Source organism: Bacillus nitratireducens (assembly GCF_001884135.1).
Lineage (GTDB): Bacteria > Bacillota > Bacilli > Bacillales > Bacillaceae_G > Bacillus_A > Bacillus_A nitratireducens.
This window is the reverse complement of the sequence record NZ_MAOC01000081.1, coordinates 116,357-133,075: the sequence shown is the minus strand read 5'-3', so window position 1 is coordinate 133,075 and position 16,719 is coordinate 116,357. Positions and strand designations below refer to the sequence as shown.

Here is a 16,719-nt window from a genome sequence, read left to right as displayed (position 1 = left end):
ACAACGACTTCAATTTCTTCTTTTAACAACTTATATCCTTGTGGTGCTTTCGTTTCTTTTAATGTGTACTTTCCTGGTTCTAATTTCGTAGATATTACTTTACCTGTTTTATCTGTTCGTAACGTATCTACTTTTTTACCATCTTTGTACACTTCAAATTCTGCATCGGATAATAGTTTCTCTTTATCATTTGCATCTACTTTTACGATTTCAAATTGACCTGTAGCTTTTTCAACGATCTTTTTATTCAACACATCTACAGTCACTGTTTTATTAGCAGCTACATCAACATGAACTAAACTAGATGATAGTTCATAACCTTTTGGTGCTTCAACTTCTTTTAATGTATATGTTCCAACTGGAAGTTGTTTCGATAAAGCTTCACCTTTACCATCTGTAATAATTGTTTCGACAACGTTCCCATCTTTATCTATAACATCAAACTTTGCACCTGGTAGAAGTTGACCAGATTCACTATCTTTCTTCAATATTTTAAATTGACCATTCTCTACTTTTTTCGTATTCTTCATAACAATTTCAATTACCTTTGTATTATCAATTGTTACTTTTACTGGTGTATCAACTTTTATATATCCTTCTGGTGCACTAATTTCTTTTACAAAATAGTCACCAAGTGGTAAATCTTTAACTTCCGCAATACCCTTTTCGTTTGTTGTAACAGTAGCCACAACATTATTCTCTTTGTCTATAACATCAAATTTTGCGTCTTTTAAAACAATGTTTTCATCGCTTTCATCAACTTTTTTAATTTGTAAATTTCCTTTTTCAGCTGCCGGCTTTTTCCACTTCGGCCAGTTAAATTTAAAATTATGAACCTCAAATCCATCTCTTTGGTGTAATCCTCCAACAAAGGCTTGTCCATTAATAGAACCACCTTTTGTCTCTACAACAGCATTAGGCGCAAACACACTACCTACTACACCATATCCTTTAGTTGTTATCTTTGTAGCATTAGGGAACACCCAAATGACCTTACTAGCTAACTCAGTAAAAGATGAATTAGGATCATATGCTTGAGATGTATTAATTAAGTCTGTTGCCATCCCAGTATTTCTTGTATCATACAAAATTGCACCACTAGCAAAATTAACTGTTTCCGCATCTGAGTAAATAACAATAAAATCTTTGTTATCTACATTCGGAAGAAAAACATCTTTTACATCAAACGTTTTCTCTCCTGTTAACCCTGAAGAAACATAAATATTAGGATTTTTTACATCCTCACCAATTCCAAAGCTCATATTCGGTTTTGGTTTATCAGTGTGTAATTGGCCCGCATCCCCAATTACGCCATCAACGTCTTTTCTAAATTCTTTAAATTTAGCATCAATCTCCGCTTGCTCTTTATAAGCGATACGGTCATATGATGTTTTCATTGCGCCTTCTGGGTCACCGTCTTTTGTCATCGCCACTGTTCCATCTTGGATAATTACTTGTCCTGCTCCCGCTTTCGTAAATTGACCACCTAATAATAACGATGGATATCCTTCATCTACCCATGTTGCTCCAGCTAAGTTGTTCGCTCCAGTTGCAGCCGCTAAGACTGTATAACTTGATGCGTTCATATTTTTTTGAACAGCCATCGCACCTTCAATATCCGCACTTGTTGCACTATGATCTCCAAAAATGATGGCGTTGTAATAAGATACGTCACCTAAACCTTTTAATTCTGTTGTAGCCGCCTCTGCTTTAAATGGTAAATGGATTAAAAAATTCATACATACTAGTAATACAACTATTAAACTACTACTTATTTTCTTTACTTTTTGATTAAATGATTTCCTCAAGAAATTCATTCCCCCTTTTAAACTTTTTAAAACCACAAAAAGAAGCACATTTTATATGTACCAAGTCTTACTCACATTAACTTAAAATAATCCATTTAAATAAAACAAAGAAATTCTACAACTAATTAATAAAATTACTACAATTCATTTTTGAAATAATACATGAACTAAACTATCATGTGGAAATGTTTTTACGTACGGGAGCCCAATAAAATTAATCTGAAGAATATTTCACGTGGTGTAACTACTTTGGCAACATCATCCACTTTACAACATTTTCCTAGAGTATTCAAGTGAATTGTATAGACTTCATACACAATTCACATTTTAAAATGCTTTCATTCATTTTAATAAGTTCAAAAAAACGTAGCCAAAAAGCTACGTTTTTCTTTCATCATTTCGGTGTATTTTTATGATTTTTCAAAAATGGAAGCGGAAATTGCTTACGAAAATGCTCTTTAATCATATATTCTACGCCGTTCTCAGTATTAGAACGTGTAATCCAGTCAGCTGCTTGCTTTAACTCTACAGGCGCGTTCCCCATCGCTACCCCGAGCCCAACATTTTCAATTACCTCTAAATCTTCTATGCTATCCCCAATCGCAACCATTTCACTAAGGTGAATATTTAAATGCTCCCCAAGTAATTGTAAACCACGTAGTTTTGATACATTTTGTGGGAGAATTTCTATACGCCTCGCATCACAATCGACGTACTCTACATCTTGAAATGCCTTTCTTAACGTATTCATCCCTCTTTCTTTTTCACCTTTCGTATGGAAAACAATATCAATTTTTGGTGCAGCTACTGGATGATCACGCAGTGCATCCCCTAGCGAATCTACAAATTGAACTGGATAAAATAACGGATCTGCGCTCGATAATACAGTACGCGCAACTAAGTTTGGTGTATTTCTCTCACGATTCCCAATTGAAAACCGTTCATGAGAAATACGAACATTACAATCAAAGTGCTCTAACACTTGCACAATATTAAACGTTTTCTCTTCAGATAATCTCCTTTGAGCGAACGGCTTATCTAACGATGCTGAAACGAAAGCTCCGCCATGTGTAACTAATATAGAATCTAATTTTAACGCCTTGGCAATTTTATGAGCCGATTGAAAATTACGATTCGTAAATAATGTAACGTATACATCTTTTCTTTTCACAAATTCAATTGTTTCCCGTAATCCTTTTGCGATTTTTCCGTTGTTGTATAGTAGTGTCCCATCTATATTAAGAGCTAGTAAGCGATAAATCATGTCGCACTCCCCCTCTTCGCTGTTGTACTCTATCCATAATTTATGAAATAAATGTAGCAAATAGAACGAGTTAGAATTACTACTCAAAATTTGGTTTACTATATACATATACAACCAGCAAAGGAGATAGTACAATGCAGGCACCACCTTCTTTTTATGAAGGCGATACGTTAGAAGTCGCAAAGAAGTTACTCGGACATAAACTTGTTCATATTGTGGATGGAATAAAACGAAGCGGAATTATTGTAGAAGTAGAAGCATACAAAGGTCCAGATGATAAGGCCGCACATAGTTACGGCGGCAGACGAACAGATCGAACAGAAGTAATGTTCGGTGCACCCGGACATGCTTACGTATATCTTATTTATGGTATGTATCATTGTTTTAACGTAATTACAGCACCAGTCGGCACCCCGCAAGGAATTCTCATTCGTGCTCTTGAGCCTATAGACGGAATCGAAGACATGAAACTAGCGCGCTACGACAAAACCGATATTACGAATAAGCAGTATAAAAACTTAACAAATGGACCTGGAAAACTATGCCGCGCACTCGGAATCACTTTAGAAGAACGCGGGGTATCATTACAAAGTGATACATTGCATATTGATTTAGTTCCGGAAGAAGAACATTTATCATCCACACATAACATAATAGCTGGCCCTCGTATTAATATTGATTACGCAGAAGAAGCCATTCACTACCCATGGCGGTTTTATTATGAACAGCATCCGTTTGTTTCAAAGTAAAGAAGCTATCCTATAAGTAAGTGAAACCAACTTATAGGATAGCTCTTTTTTTCATAATTCATCACACGTCGAAAAGCCGAAATCCGGGCTCGGATTTCGGTTTTGTTTCTATAAAAGAAACCGTTGTTCCTCCAACATTTCCAAATACAGTTCATCTCCACAGAGAAAATCTTAAAAGCATTATTTTTTTAATGCATAATAATTATCCAAATTGAATTTCGACATAATGAAAGTTCCTGTTGGCGTTAAAAGTTGTGACATAGATTGTATGACATGGGGTAATTTCGCTGGCTCAATGGGATGTGATAGTAGGATGTACTGAAATTTTTCATCTGTAAATACCTCATGTAACTTGTCATACGCAGCAGAAGTTGTAGGAGCTACCCTATTTGCAAGAGCTGCCGCTTTTTCATTACTTTCTGCTCCGAATAAAGAAACTGCCTGATAACACCCTTTTATTTTTAATAAAGTGGCACCACATCCAGCTCCTATATGAAGAATATTTACTTTATCAGGCGCAAATCGCTCTAAAATCGCTAGTAAATCACAATGAATGTATAAACCTTCACCATAAAATCCCCATTTTTCATACAATTTTATATTATTTGCATGTAAAACTACGGAAAAGTTAACACTGTCTTCTCTCCACGATACACTTCCGTAGTGATGAATAAATGTATCTTTACATAAATACAATTTATATCCCTTTTCAAACATTCTTAGTGACAAATCATCATCTTCATAATTCCCCGGTGTAAATCGTTCATCTAATAATCCAACTTCATCTAACACTGATTTTTTTATCAGCATACAGAATCCGATTAATTTCATACGTTCTTCCCATTTATCTTTATCACTTTGATTATATAAAGTTGCAAACTTCTGCATTCCTTCAATATCTTTATAAAAGGTTGGTATAGCGGTATAGTAAGCGGCATTATTAGTTACCGGCCCTACCGCTCCAGTATCCTTACTTTCATATAAACACCGAATTAAATTGCTTAGCCAATTTTCAGTTACGACCACATCATTATTTAATAATAGAATATTATCACCTTTTGCCTCTTTAATCCCCTGATTGCATCCCTTTGGAAAACCCATATTCTCCGCATTTTCCACTAGCATAATATCCGATTGTTTTTGTAACCATTCTACAGTACCATCTGTTGACGCATTGTCCACAACTATTAACTCATACTCTTGTTCCACTGTATAAGTTCTAATACTTTGGATGCATTCTTTTGTATATTGTAATTGATTATGAGTCAATATAATTATACTTGTGAGCATGAATCAAACTCCTCTCAACAGCCAAAATGATCATCTAGTATTATTCAATACTATTTTTTTGATAAACTATCAAAATATTTTCTATTATATTCAATGCTTGGATTATTAGGTATAAACTGTGCAGCTTGTTCGTTATGATAAATTGCCTTTTCATATTCTTTTATTCGATCATAACAAATACATAGTTGAATATGCGGCAACCATGTATGACACTCTTCCCGGACAAATGGAGAATCCTTTGGTCGTGGCCCGTCAATTGCTGCATGGTACCAATATATCGCTTTAGAATATTCCCCTTGTTGCAAAAACACACGTCCTAAGTGGCAACAAAGTTCTCCTCTAGGCGTGTCATACGTAAATGATTGCAAACAAGACTGTATAGATTTTTTTAAGTCCCCCAATTCCAAATAACATTCGGCTCTTTTTAAACAAGCTTGAATATTATCTTCAACCCAACCCTTTTCTTCATCTAAAAATTTAGAATACCCCTCAACAGCCTTATCAAATAATCTGTGATCCCTACATTCATTTGCATAATAGTACACATCACGAGGACTAAATTCTTTGCCACTCTCAAGATGTTTTTCATATATTTTTAAATTACGATTAGTATATGCTTTTATTTTTTTATGACTTACCCCTACATCACTATTTATAAGATTTCCATACACCTCTAAATATTCATGAACAAATCCATGCCATTGAAAATTTCTACTTCTTTTGACTAATCGATATCGCCTTAAAGAATGTGTTGGATTTCCTTCTATATCAAAAGTTAAATAATATTTCATAGATACTGCATCCGTACTACGATCTAACGTACTTTTTAACTGTAGAAATTTCTTTATATCTTCCGTATCTATTATGTCATCTGCGTCTAGCCAAAGGATATATTCTTTTGTAGCTTTAGAAAATGCAAAATTTCGTGCCGCTGAAAAATCTTCAATCCATTGAAAATCATAAACTTTCGCGTCATACTTCTTCACAATTTCTTTTGTAGCATCTGTGGAACCTGTATCTACAATAATAATTTCATCCACAACACTTTTGACCGATTCTAAACATTTCGATATAGTTTGTTCCTCATCTTTTACAATCATGCATAAACTAATAGTAATCGAGTTTCCCATCATATCCCCCCTATCCTTTTGATGTATATGTTTGGGGAGAAATTTATATTTCTTTTGCTTCAAAATTGAGTTTTCATTTTACAAATGAAACATAGTGAGGCGGTACGGGTGACTTCACGAGAAGATTGTGCATCAATAAAAAAAACGAAGCCTAAACAAGACTTCGTTTCTTATATAAAGAATACATGATTTCGATTCCTTTTACTCCGCACCTTCCGCAGTCGCAATATCATTCTCTAAGTTTTCTCTCGATAATTCAGCTGCCATAAAATCAGCTGTTTCCGGAAGTGCTAAATGCATATGAGATTTTTGGCAAATTTGGATCGTACAGTTTTCTACAACATAATCGAAAACATGTCCGCCACCATTTCTCTCATCATCAATGTAATGTAAGTGGAAACCAGCTACACCAATACCTTGCGCGTAATCTGGTGTCCAAAATCCAGCAAGTGTACCTTCTGTATCTTTAAATGAAAAAATCGGTTGTGATTTCGTCACTTCAACGAGCGGCGTATACGGTTTTTCTTGTCTTGGAACGGTTCTCGTTCTTACTTCACGGAACGTACCATCCATTCGAATCGCATAAAATAAATTTTTACTTGGCATTAATTCATGTAATAACGCTTCAACTTCTTCACGATTCATCGGACGCTCTACCGTATAACTCATTTCTTTTTCAAAAAACGTTACAGTCGCAAAAGGTGTTGTTTCTTCCAGTTCTACTTTTTCCGCTGAACCATCTGAACGTAAATGGTAAAACTCATTATCAAACGCAATCATTTCACCATCTAATTGATCAAATGTGCCGATGCCGAAATCACCACGTTCTTTCAATTCCTCAAAGTTAATAACACCATCATATATACCATCTAATAGCGCAAGCATTGTAGATGTTTGATATACTTCATTACTCGTTTTCGTTCTTTTTGCATCAATATCAATTAATTGCGCAACATTCATCTCACTCATGCCCCCCATTAATTTAATTGGTTCGGTAATAGTTTTTCGCTTAATTTAATGTTGTCACGGTAATCGATTGGAATATCAATAATGACAGGACCGTCTGCTTCTAATGCCGTTTTCAATACATCTTCTAATTCATCTGGTGTATTAACACGAAGACCTAACGCCCCGAAACTTTCCGCATATTTCACAAGATCAACATCCCCAAATTCTGTAGCTGATGTTCTGCCGTATTTCATCATTTGTTGGAACGCAACCATATCGTACGTACCGTCTCTCCATACGAGATGGACAACCGGTGCATTTAAACGTACTGCTGTTTCTAATTCCATCGAAGAGAATAAGAAACCACCATCACCTGACACGGAAACAACTTTTTTACCCGGTTCAACTAAAGTAGCGGCAATTGCCCAAGGTAGTGCAACACCTAACGTTTGCATACCGTTACTAAATAATAGTCTACGTGGTTCATAAGAACGGAAGCATCTCGCCATCCAAATAGAATGGGAACCGATGTCACATGTAACGGTTGTATCGTCACTAATTAAAGAACGAAGTGTACGAATGACTTGAAGTGGATGCGTAACACCTTCTGAAGCACGGTTTGGAACTTCTGCTTGCTCTGATAATTTCGAGCGTAATCGTTCTAAAACTGCTTCTGATTTCGAACTTAATACAAGTTTCGGTAATTTTTCTGCAATGCTATTTACTGTTAAAGCAATATCACCAATTAATTCACGCTCTGGTTGGTAATCATGGTCGATATCTGCTTGATGATCATCAAGATGAATAATCGTTCTGTCTCCAAGTTTATTCCAGAATTTCGGATCATACTCAATTGGGTCATAACCGATAGAAATAACAAGATCTGCTTCTTCTAGTAAAATATCACCTGGTTGATTACGGAATAATCCAACGCGGCCGAAGAAATGATCTTCTAACTCACGTGAAATCGCGCCAGCTGCTTGATATGTTTCAACAACAGGAAGTTCTGTATCCGCAATTAATTCACGAACGGCTTTCGTCACTTCATTTGTGCTCGCTCTCATACCGAGTAAAATAACTGGTAATTTCGCTGATTTTATTTTTTCTACTACATATGTAATTTCATGTGTGGGAGCGATTCCAAGCTGTGGCTTAGAAAGTGCACCGATAGACTCTACAGTCGTTTCCGCAGTCATAACGTCTTGCGGAAGACTTACTAAAGTAGCTCCTGGATTTGTCGAAGTCGCACTTCGGAATGCATTTGATAGCGCTTCTGGCACATTATCAGGATGCTCTACTTCTACGCTATATTTTGTGATTGGTTCGAATAGTGCAGCATTATCCATAGATTGGTGCGTACGTTTTAATCGATCCGTACGTGGAACCGCACCAGCTAAAGCAACAACGGGATCACTCTCCGCATTCGCAGTAACAAGACCTGTCGCTAAATTCGATGTCCCTGGTCCTGAAGTTACAAGACACACACCCGGTTTTCCTGTTAATCTACCAATAGCAGCTGCCATAAATGCTGCGTTTTGTTCATGACGACAAACAATTAACTCTGGTCCTCTTTCTTGCAGTACATCAAATACAGAGTCAATCTTTGCTCCTGGAATACCGAAAACATGTGTAACACCTTGTTTAATTAAACAATCAACAACAAGATCTGCTCCTTTTGTTTTTGTCTTCACGTCGTTTGCTTTTACACCTGTACTCAAACTAATCATCCCTTTATTTCATAATGTGTGTAATAAAGATTTTTATTCTATATACTTCACCACATTAATTAACATAGTGTAATATATCTCGATTATCATTATAGTACAAATGCATTATTTTTCCAACGATATGGATTTGACAGTTTTTTGACAAACAAAAGGAAAACCCTTACATTTCGCCACAATAAAAAAGACGCCCCTATACTAGGAGCGTCTTCTCTTATTACGCTTGTTGTTGCGCGTTATATAATTCTTCAAGTGGCTTCATGATAATTTTGTTAACGTCAGTGATAACGATGTTTAAACGTTGCTCAGTTTCCATTAACTTTGTAATTTTAGCATCTTGTTGAATGCGAGCTACAACTTCTTGTGCTTTTTGGTTATCTTCTTCAGTGATTTCTTGACCTTGCATCATTTTTTGTTGTAGGCCAAGTTGCATTGTACGGAACTCATCGAATAAGTTCTTTGACTCTGCATCTCCTTGTACTGCTGCGTAGCTTGCTTTTAAAGTTTGGAAATCTTCGTTTTCAGCGATTGTTTTTTGTAATTCATATGCAACATCATGAATGTTTTTTGTCATTTTATTTTTCCTCCTTTAGAAGGCTAGCGCTTTTCGCTCGCACTGCCTTTTAAGTGCATTTACATACGCACCTCTTCTTACCATATCAAACTATGCAAGAGATGTGAAGAAATTTCACTTTTATTTCTATGTATTCGCTTTTATTACCTAAGGAACAGAAGTAACACCCCTTGCACAAGTCCAATCATTCCTCCTAATAATGCCCCTAAATACGTAATCATTTTCAATTCGTTTTTCGTAATAGACAGAACTAGGTCTTCTAATCTCTCCGTTGAAAATGTAGAAACTTCTTGTTGGACAATTTCCGCAAGGTGTAAATTCTTTAGTATACTCTCTACATTTTCTGTTCCCCACTTCAAGCCTTTCGTTACTGCACTTGGGACGATCTTTTCAATGATTGTTTCTCGAACTGGTTCACATACTTGCTGCACAGACTGATTTAAAAATTTACTCACTGTTTCCTCTACTTTAACTGCTGACAGTATGGATTTCACAATCATTTCTTTCTCTACAAACGTTTCTAATTCTTTTACATCTCTTCCTTTTAACTTTTCCCACTCTTTTTGCAGTACATCAGTTAAAAGCTTTTTCGTGCCATCTTGTCCTAAAAACTTAATGACTTCTGGCTGTACTCGATCCACCAAACTGACATTCCCTAAAAACATTCCGACTAAGTTAAGTAGCGTTCCCCTGGAAGCAAAGAAATCATCAATCATTTTTGAAAGACGACCTTTCCCTTCTTCACTTTCAAAAAAGCGAATTCCTCGATCTAAAATAAACGCCGATACATTCGGAATCGCATTCTCTACTTTTTCATGTATAGAATGAGGTAAAGCTTGTTCCCATGTATATGTATAGTACTCTGCTAAAAATGCCTGAATTTTTTCTGTGATCACATGTTCAATTTTTTGAGTAGCCTCTTCTTCTACATGTGCCAAGTTCCATTTTTCTAACATATGTCGTAACGACTGTTCATTCGTAATTGCTTGATCCACTTCCACTTGTGCCCAGCGAATTAAACTGGCTTGAAACTCTTCATTTGTTAATTTCTTTCCGATTCCTTCCGGTGTTAACAAATGTTCTACAACCATTTTCCCTAATTGAACAGCAAGCTCATCGCGACGCTTCGGAATTAACCCTGGCGTAAATGGAACTTGAAACTTTCCAACATAAATCGGACGATGGGGACGGAATAACATTTTTATTGCTAAATGATTTGTATATCCTCCAATAATCGCCCCGAGTCCTGTCGTTGTTAACATATTCAACCATATATTCATCATAATCAACCTTTCACTTCTCCAAAACTATAGCATATCGTCATACGGACAAAAGTATAATGGTATAAAAATGTATTTGCAATATATAGCTTCGCCTATTATGCAAACATCCTGTTAACAAAGGAGTGATTTCGTTGGTTCTTGGTCTTTTAACTTCTAAATTTCATCACGAGCAAATGTATTACACCGAAATCGCTAAGCGAGCTCGTCTGTATCATAACGTCGTTGCTCAATTCACACCGTTTAGCATTGATTCAAAGACAGATCTTGTTTCTGGTCTTATTTACGATACAGATACAGGAAATTGGATAGATCAAACCTTTCCCATTCCTTCATACATATATGATCGCTGTCATTTCAAAGAAGATAAAGAATTCCAACAAGCAAAATCGATTATTCATTCATTACACAAACGTTCCTCGACTACCTTTTTAAATAACACACTTATTAATCCAAGTGATTTACACAATCTTTTTCTTACTAATAAACGTCTTTCCCCTTACATTCCAAAAATAAAAAAAGGAACGGTACAAGGAATTTTCAAATTACTACTAGAAACAAGAGATATCATTATAAGACCAATCAATATACATTCTAATGAAAATTTATATCGAGTCACTTACCAACATAAAACATTTCATATCGATACAATAAATGAACAGCATCGTACTTCTACTCAATTCAAACGGACAGATGACTTTATATCATGGTGCCAATCGAACATACACTCATCCCGTTATATGATTCATCCAATGTTACATCCTCCAAATCAACTATCATATCCGATTCATATTCGAACTATTATGCAAAAAAATAAAGAACAGAATTGGGTAGTGCTCGGTCAATTCATACAAAAAGCTTCATTCCCAGCACAATTTTTACTTTCCGTAACAGAGCGTTCCATGCTACATCCATTTTCCAAAATTAAATATTTGCTTTCTTCAACTGGTGTTCAATTATTGAAAGATGCTTTGCATGATGTTGTAAATGAAGTATTTAAAACACTAGATCAGTCCTATTCGTCATTATTTGAATTAGAGCTTTCTACCATTATGGATCAAAAAGGTGCCATTTGGCTTATGTACGTTAATACGATGCCTTCTTACGAAGTTTATACTAGGTACAACGACGAACTGGCTGAACAAATTTTTCATGGTCCATTAAAATTTAGCCGATTTACACCATAACGAAAGGAGGAGACCCCCGTTGAAAGAGCACATATATACATTAAGTATTTCAGATGAGCATCCAAATAGTATTACTTTACCTTACGTTTTTTCTATTACACCGCCAATTACATCCCTTTCCTTTGGCTTACGTTATATTGCATGTGAGAATATTAAAATTCATTATTCATTCACGCGAGAAATTATTATTGGCGAACAGATTGCAGCCGATCTTTTACTACCGCATTCAGCAACAATCCATGCCTTCTTACACAATCAAACCATTGTTTTCGGCCCATTAATCGGGATTTTCACAACTGGCTTTAACGATGATTCTAATTCTCCTTTAGGGAGTCGTTCCATCTCTCTCGGTGAATTATTAACACCACCATTCACATTGCAGCCATTTGTATTTGTCTTTGGCCTTCAACATATAAACTGGGAAGAGGAAACAATTGAAGGGTACTTCTTTCAAGATAGCAAATGGGTAAAAAACAAAGTCCCTTTACCAAATGTCATTTACGACCGTTTACCAAATCGCCAAGCAGAAAATTACAAACCTATCATAAGAGCAAAAAAACGATTAGAATGCGACTATGCGATTCCATGGTTTAATCCAGGGTTTTTCAACAAATGGGAAGTGCATCGCCTTCTAATGAAAGAAGATTCAATGAAACCATTCTTACCAAAAACAGAAGTATTTCAACATTTTGAACAAGTAGAACGACTTCTCGGTACGTATAAGTACATTTATATGAAGCCGATACATGGTAGCTTTGGAAGAAACATTCATCAAATACTCTATTCTCAAACTGAAAATCGCTACTATTGTCGTTATCGTGAAAATGACCAAAATAAACTAAGAAAGTATCAATCATTAGAAGCACTTCTTAACCATGTGTTAAAAGGACATGATTTAAAAAAGTTTATCGTACAACAAGGTATCTCATTGCTCCGCTTCGAAGGGCAACCCGTCGATTTTCGCATTCATACAAATAAAAACCATTTTGGTAATTGGGTAGTCAGTGCAATCGTCGCAAAAATCGCCGGCAAAGGTAGCTTAACGACTCATGTAAATAGCGGCGGTGATACGAAATTACTTCAAGAACTATTTCCCGATTCAACAAAGCAAGTTCAAATTGAAAATAAACTAAAACAAACAGCCTTACAAATCAGCTATGCACTTGACGGGCAAGTAACCGGGAACATTGGAGAGATTGGTTTCGATATCGGTTTAGATACAGCAGAAAATCCGTGGTTATTTGAAGCAAATTCTAAACCGGGGCGAACTGTATTCCAAGATGAAAAGTTAAAAGAACAAAGCGAGCTTACGCGCCAATTATTTTATGAATATGCCATCTATTTAACTGAACACTCTTTGCGCGATTCGAAAGAAAAAATATCTCAAATACAATCAAATCCTGCACCTAACACTGACAATATCCCGTCCCCTATGATTAACTCACAAATAAAAAAACAAAAACTTCCACCTCACTCATAAGGTGGAAGTTTTCTATTTACACAAGTTTCACTACAACCTCTGTTTCCACATTACACATCCCGCAATAAAAAACATGATTGCAGTACTCTTGTGAATTACTATGTGTTAAACCATCTACTGCACGCAATAATTCTTGATCCATATACGCACTATAATCGTCTATGTAATCTACAGTTTTCCCATAATCTTGGAGTATACCTTGGCAATTTTGACAAGAATATGTTTGTGATTCTAATGCGTTGCAAAGCGGGCAAATTCCCATCGTGATTCCTCCATATGTTATCCTTTTTAGATTCTAGCCGTGCATAGGAGCGGTCAGTCAGTACCTTTTCCTGCCCCATCCCGGATTCAAACAGAACTATGAAGTTGATACCAATTTAATTTTTATTTTACTAAGCTGTAAGCACAGCTGATTGTATATAGAATTTAAACGCAGATGATTTCGCTCTTAGTTTAGCCTTCTTTCTTAAAAATACAACGATTACTCTTATTTCATAATTTACAAAATAGCGAAGATTTTTTTACAAAATTTACAAATTATTATTTTGTATATCTTTCTAGGTAACATCCATACTATGAGTACAAACTTAATTACCGATGGATTAGCGCCAAACGGGGCGATAATCTGGTTCAAATCCAGCTAGTCCAACCAAAAAAATTTTTATAACTCTAAGGAGGATATATTCCTATGGCAAACCAAAGTTCTTACAATCAATTAGTAGTACCAGGAGCAACAGCTGCAATCGATCAAATGAAGTACGAAATCGCTCAAGAATTTGGTGTACAATTAGGAGCAGATTCTACGGCTCGTGCTAACGGTTCTGTTGGTGGAGAAATCACAAAACGTCTAGTTGCAATGGCTGAGCAAAGCCTTGGCGGATTCCAAAAATAAATATATATGGCAAAAAGGTCTCAAGGCATATGCCTTGAGACCTTCCTTAATTTATTGCAACATTTGTAAAAACTTCTTCGTTCGTTCTTCTGTCGGATTTGTAAATACATCTTCCGGTGTACCTTGTTCGACAACGACACCGCCATCCATGAAAATAACACGGTTCGCAATTTGATGAGCAAAGCGCATTTCATGCGTTACAATAACCATCGTCATTCCTTCTTTAGCAAGTTCTTTCATAACCTTTAAAACTTCTTGAACTAGCTCAGGATCAAGTGCTGACGTTGGTTCATCAAATAGTAAAACTTCCGGCTCCATCGCAAGCGCACGAGCGATTCCAACGCGCTGTTGTTGTCCGCCTGATAATTGGAACGGATATAAGTCTACTTTATCCGCAAGGCCAACTTTTTCAAGGAAATAGTTTGCTTTTTTCTTCGCTTCTTCTTTCTCCATCTTTTTCACTGTAACGAGACCTTCCATTACATTTTGAAGTGCTGTTAAATGAGGAAATAGATTATGGTGTTGGAATACCATACCTGTTTGCGTACGAAGATTTACAATATCTTTCTTCGATACTTTTTGAGAGAAATTAAGCTCTTTATTGCCGATACGAATGTTACCAGCATTCGGCGTTTCTAACACGTTGAGGCAACGTAAGAATGTCGTTTTACCAGATCCAGATGGCCCGATAATAACAACCACTTCGCCCTTCTCAACTGATAAATCTATATGCTTTAGTACGGTATTATCTCCGAAACTTTTTTGTAAATGTTGAATTGAAATCATAAAAACAAAAACTCCTTTTATGAAAGGGTTATTTTAGAGTATAACGTTCAGAACGTTTTTCTAATATTTGTTGCACGATAGATAATAAGAAGCAAATTACCCAATAAATTAGACCTGCTTCGAAATAAACAATTAAAAACTCATAGTTCATTGCCGCAATTTCCTGCGCTTTTCGGAACATTTCTGTTACTAAAATTAACGATGCTAATGACGTATCCTTCACTAAACTAATAAATGTATTCGAAAGCGGCGGAATAGATACACGCGTTGCTTGCGGTAAAATAACACGTTTTAATGCTTGCGGATATGTCATCCCAATTGTGTAAGCCGCTTCCCACTGTCCTTTCGGAATAGAAAGAATAGAAGCACGAATAATTTCAGATGCATATGCACCAACATTTAATGAAAAGCCAATAATTGCTGCTGTATATGGCTCAACTTCAATATTAAGAGTTGGAAGACCATAGAAAATAATAAATAACTGTACAAGAAGTGGCGTTCCGCGAATGATAGATACATAGATACGAGCAATCCATTGTAAAATACGACTACCTGAAATACGTGCGAGCGCTGTTAACGTCGCAAGTATAATACCGATAATAAATGTAATAAGCGTTAACGGAATTGTCGTAAAGACAGCTTCCTTCAGCATAGGCGCGAAGGAAGTCTGCATAATATCCATCCAAGTAGACAATCGATCTGACATCAATGCGCTACTTAGATACATTTTCACCGAACCATTTTTTCGTTATTTTATCGTACGTACCATCTTTTTTCATATCTTCTAACGCTTTATTTACTTCTTGTACAAGTTTGTCGCTACCTTTACGGAATAAGAATCCACTTTGTGACGCTTCTTTTTCTGTATCTACAATTTTAATTTTTGCATCTTTTTTCGTTTCTAAATAGTTTAACACTGATAATTTATCATTGATTGTGAAATCAACGCGGCCGGAACTTAATAATTCTGCTGCTTGGCTAAATCCTTCTACACCTGTGATTTCCGCACCATTTTTCTTAGCAATATCTGCGTAGTTACTTGTTAAAGATTGTGCTGCTTTTAATCCTTTTACGTCAGCAAATGTAGCAGGTTTATCTTTATCTTTCGCAATAACTAATGCTGCTGAAGAAGAAATATATGGACTAGAGAAGTCATATTTCTTTTGGCGATCTTCACGAATACCAACTTCGTTCGCAACCATGTCGAAACGTTTTGCATCTATTCCTGCAAGTAAGCTATCCCATTGCGTTTCTTTAAATACAGGTTTTACACCTAAACGTTTTGCAACTTCTTCTGCTAATTCAACGTCAAATCCAGTTAATTTATCGTTTGTATCGTGAAACGTAAATGGTGGATATGTACCTTCTGTACCAATTACAAGCTCACCGCTTTGTTTAATCTTTTGTAATGCATCTTGACTAGCTGTATCTTTTTTCTCTTCTTTACCGCAGCCTGCTACAATCCCGATCGCTAATGTAGTTACTGCAAGCACTGAAAATAATTTTTTCATGATAGTAGTCCTCCAAGTATTCTGATAGGAATTTAAAAACTATATTGATTGTATGCAATTTCGAACAATTTTTCAATGAAAATGTTCTTATTTAGT

16 protein-coding genes are annotated in these 16,719 nt (G+C 35.9%); 4 read left to right on the top strand and 12 right to left on the bottom strand.

Annotated features, from left to right (window positions below; translation table 11 throughout):
- Both BAU23_RS22010 and BAU23_RS22005 read right to left on the bottom strand, forming a co-directional pair.
- Positions 1-1,817 (bottom strand): MSCRAMM family protein (locus BAU23_RS22010; RefSeq protein ID WP_165615103.1); only part of this gene is annotated, 1,817 nt, incomplete at its 3' end.
- Positions 1,818-2,202: 385 nt separating this feature from the next.
- Positions 2,203-3,072 carry a Cof-type HAD-IIB family hydrolase gene (locus BAU23_RS22005; RefSeq protein WP_071735159.1) on the bottom strand — a complete coding sequence of 290 codons (870 nt, stop codon included), beginning with the start codon at positions 3,070-3,072 and terminating at the stop codon, positions 2,203-2,205.
- A gap of 134 nt (positions 3,073-3,206) precedes the next feature.
- Here BAU23_RS22005 and BAU23_RS22000 point away from each other — a divergent pair, with 134 nt between their 5' ends.
- On the top strand, positions 3,207-3,821 hold the full coding sequence (locus BAU23_RS22000; protein WP_001148771.1) for a DNA-3-methyladenine glycosylase: 615 nt from the start codon (positions 3,207-3,209) through the stop codon (positions 3,819-3,821).
- Between the two features lie 180 nt (positions 3,822-4,001).
- Here the strand turns inward: BAU23_RS22000 and BAU23_RS21995 are convergent, their stop codons facing one another.
- From BAU23_RS21995 to BAU23_RS21970, 6 genes are all read right to left on the bottom strand, one after another.
- Positions 4,002-5,111, bottom strand: a complete 1,110-nt coding sequence (locus BAU23_RS21995) for a glycosyltransferase family 2 protein (protein WP_000958076.1) — start codon at positions 5,109-5,111, stop codon at positions 4,002-4,004.
- Positions 5,112-5,161: 50 nt separating this feature from the next.
- Positions 5,162-6,241, bottom strand: a complete 1,080-nt coding sequence (locus tag BAU23_RS21990) for a tetratricopeptide repeat-containing glycosyltransferase family 2 protein (RefSeq protein ID WP_071735158.1) — start codon at positions 6,239-6,241, stop codon at positions 5,162-5,164.
- A gap of 201 nt (positions 6,242-6,442) precedes the next feature.
- Entirely contained in the window at positions 6,443-7,201 is a 759-nt protein-coding gene (alsD, locus tag BAU23_RS21985) for an alpha-acetolactate decarboxylase (RefSeq protein WP_001099877.1), read from the bottom strand.
- Between the two features lie 17 nt (positions 7,202-7,218).
- Positions 7,219-8,907 (bottom strand): acetolactate synthase AlsS, encoded by a 1,689-nt coding sequence (gene alsS / locus BAU23_RS21980; RefSeq protein ID WP_000103526.1) that lies wholly within the window; start codon positions 8,905-8,907, stop codon positions 7,219-7,221.
- A 223-nt stretch (positions 8,908-9,130) separates the two neighbouring features.
- On the bottom strand, positions 9,131-9,487 hold the full coding sequence (locus tag BAU23_RS21975) for a YlbF/YmcA family competence regulator (protein WP_000164622.1): 357 nt from the start codon (positions 9,485-9,487) through the stop codon (positions 9,131-9,133).
- A gap of 143 nt (positions 9,488-9,630) precedes the next feature.
- Positions 9,631-10,767: a DUF445 domain-containing protein gene (locus tag BAU23_RS21970; RefSeq protein WP_033658275.1), complete on the bottom strand. Its 1,137-nt coding sequence runs from the start codon at positions 10,765-10,767 to the stop codon at positions 9,631-9,633.
- Between the two features lie 134 nt (positions 10,768-10,901).
- Between BAU23_RS21970 and BAU23_RS21965 the strand changes: the two genes are divergently transcribed.
- Entirely contained in the window at positions 10,902-11,954 is a 1,053-nt protein-coding gene (locus BAU23_RS21965) for a YheC/YheD family endospore coat-associated protein (protein WP_000242808.1), read from the top strand.
- Positions 11,955-11,973: 19 nt separating this feature from the next.
- Positions 11,974-13,434 carry a YheC/YheD family endospore coat-associated protein gene (locus tag BAU23_RS21960; protein ID WP_071735157.1) on the top strand — a complete coding sequence of 487 codons (1,461 nt, stop codon included), beginning with the start codon at positions 11,974-11,976 and terminating at the stop codon, positions 13,432-13,434.
- 16 nt (positions 13,435-13,450) lie between these two features.
- Here BAU23_RS21960 and BAU23_RS21955 read toward each other — a convergent pair whose 3' ends face one another.
- Positions 13,451-13,696 carry a hypothetical protein gene (locus tag BAU23_RS21955; RefSeq protein WP_000510461.1) on the bottom strand — a complete coding sequence of 82 codons (246 nt, stop codon included), beginning with the start codon at positions 13,694-13,696 and terminating at the stop codon, positions 13,451-13,453.
- 426 nt (positions 13,697-14,122) lie between these two features.
- Here BAU23_RS21955 and sasP point away from each other — a divergent pair, with 426 nt between their 5' ends.
- Positions 14,123-14,326, top strand: a complete 204-nt coding sequence (sasP, locus tag BAU23_RS21950) for a small acid-soluble spore protein, SasP family (RefSeq protein ID WP_000013349.1) — start codon at positions 14,123-14,125, stop codon at positions 14,324-14,326.
- Positions 14,327-14,377: 51 nt separating this feature from the next.
- Here the strand turns inward: sasP and BAU23_RS21945 are convergent, their stop codons facing one another.
- The 3 genes from BAU23_RS21945 to BAU23_RS21935 are packed head-to-tail and all read right to left on the bottom strand — an operon-like array spanning position 14,378 to position 16,623.
- A complete protein-coding gene (locus BAU23_RS21945; RefSeq protein ID WP_000623595.1) occupies positions 14,378-15,112 on the bottom strand; it encodes an amino acid ABC transporter ATP-binding protein in 735 nt (244 codons plus the stop codon).
- A 28-nt stretch (positions 15,113-15,140) separates the two neighbouring features.
- Positions 15,141-15,839, bottom strand: coding sequence for an amino acid ABC transporter permease (locus tag BAU23_RS21940; RefSeq protein ID WP_002094716.1), 699 nt, complete (start codon positions 15,837-15,839; stop codon positions 15,141-15,143).
- Positions 15,826-16,623, bottom strand: coding sequence for an amino acid ABC transporter substrate-binding protein (locus BAU23_RS21935; protein ID WP_000732862.1), 798 nt, complete (start codon positions 16,621-16,623; stop codon positions 15,826-15,828). The genes BAU23_RS21940 and BAU23_RS21935 overlap by 14 nt, the downstream gene beginning before the upstream one ends.
- Positions 16,624-16,719: the final 96 nt, after the last annotated feature.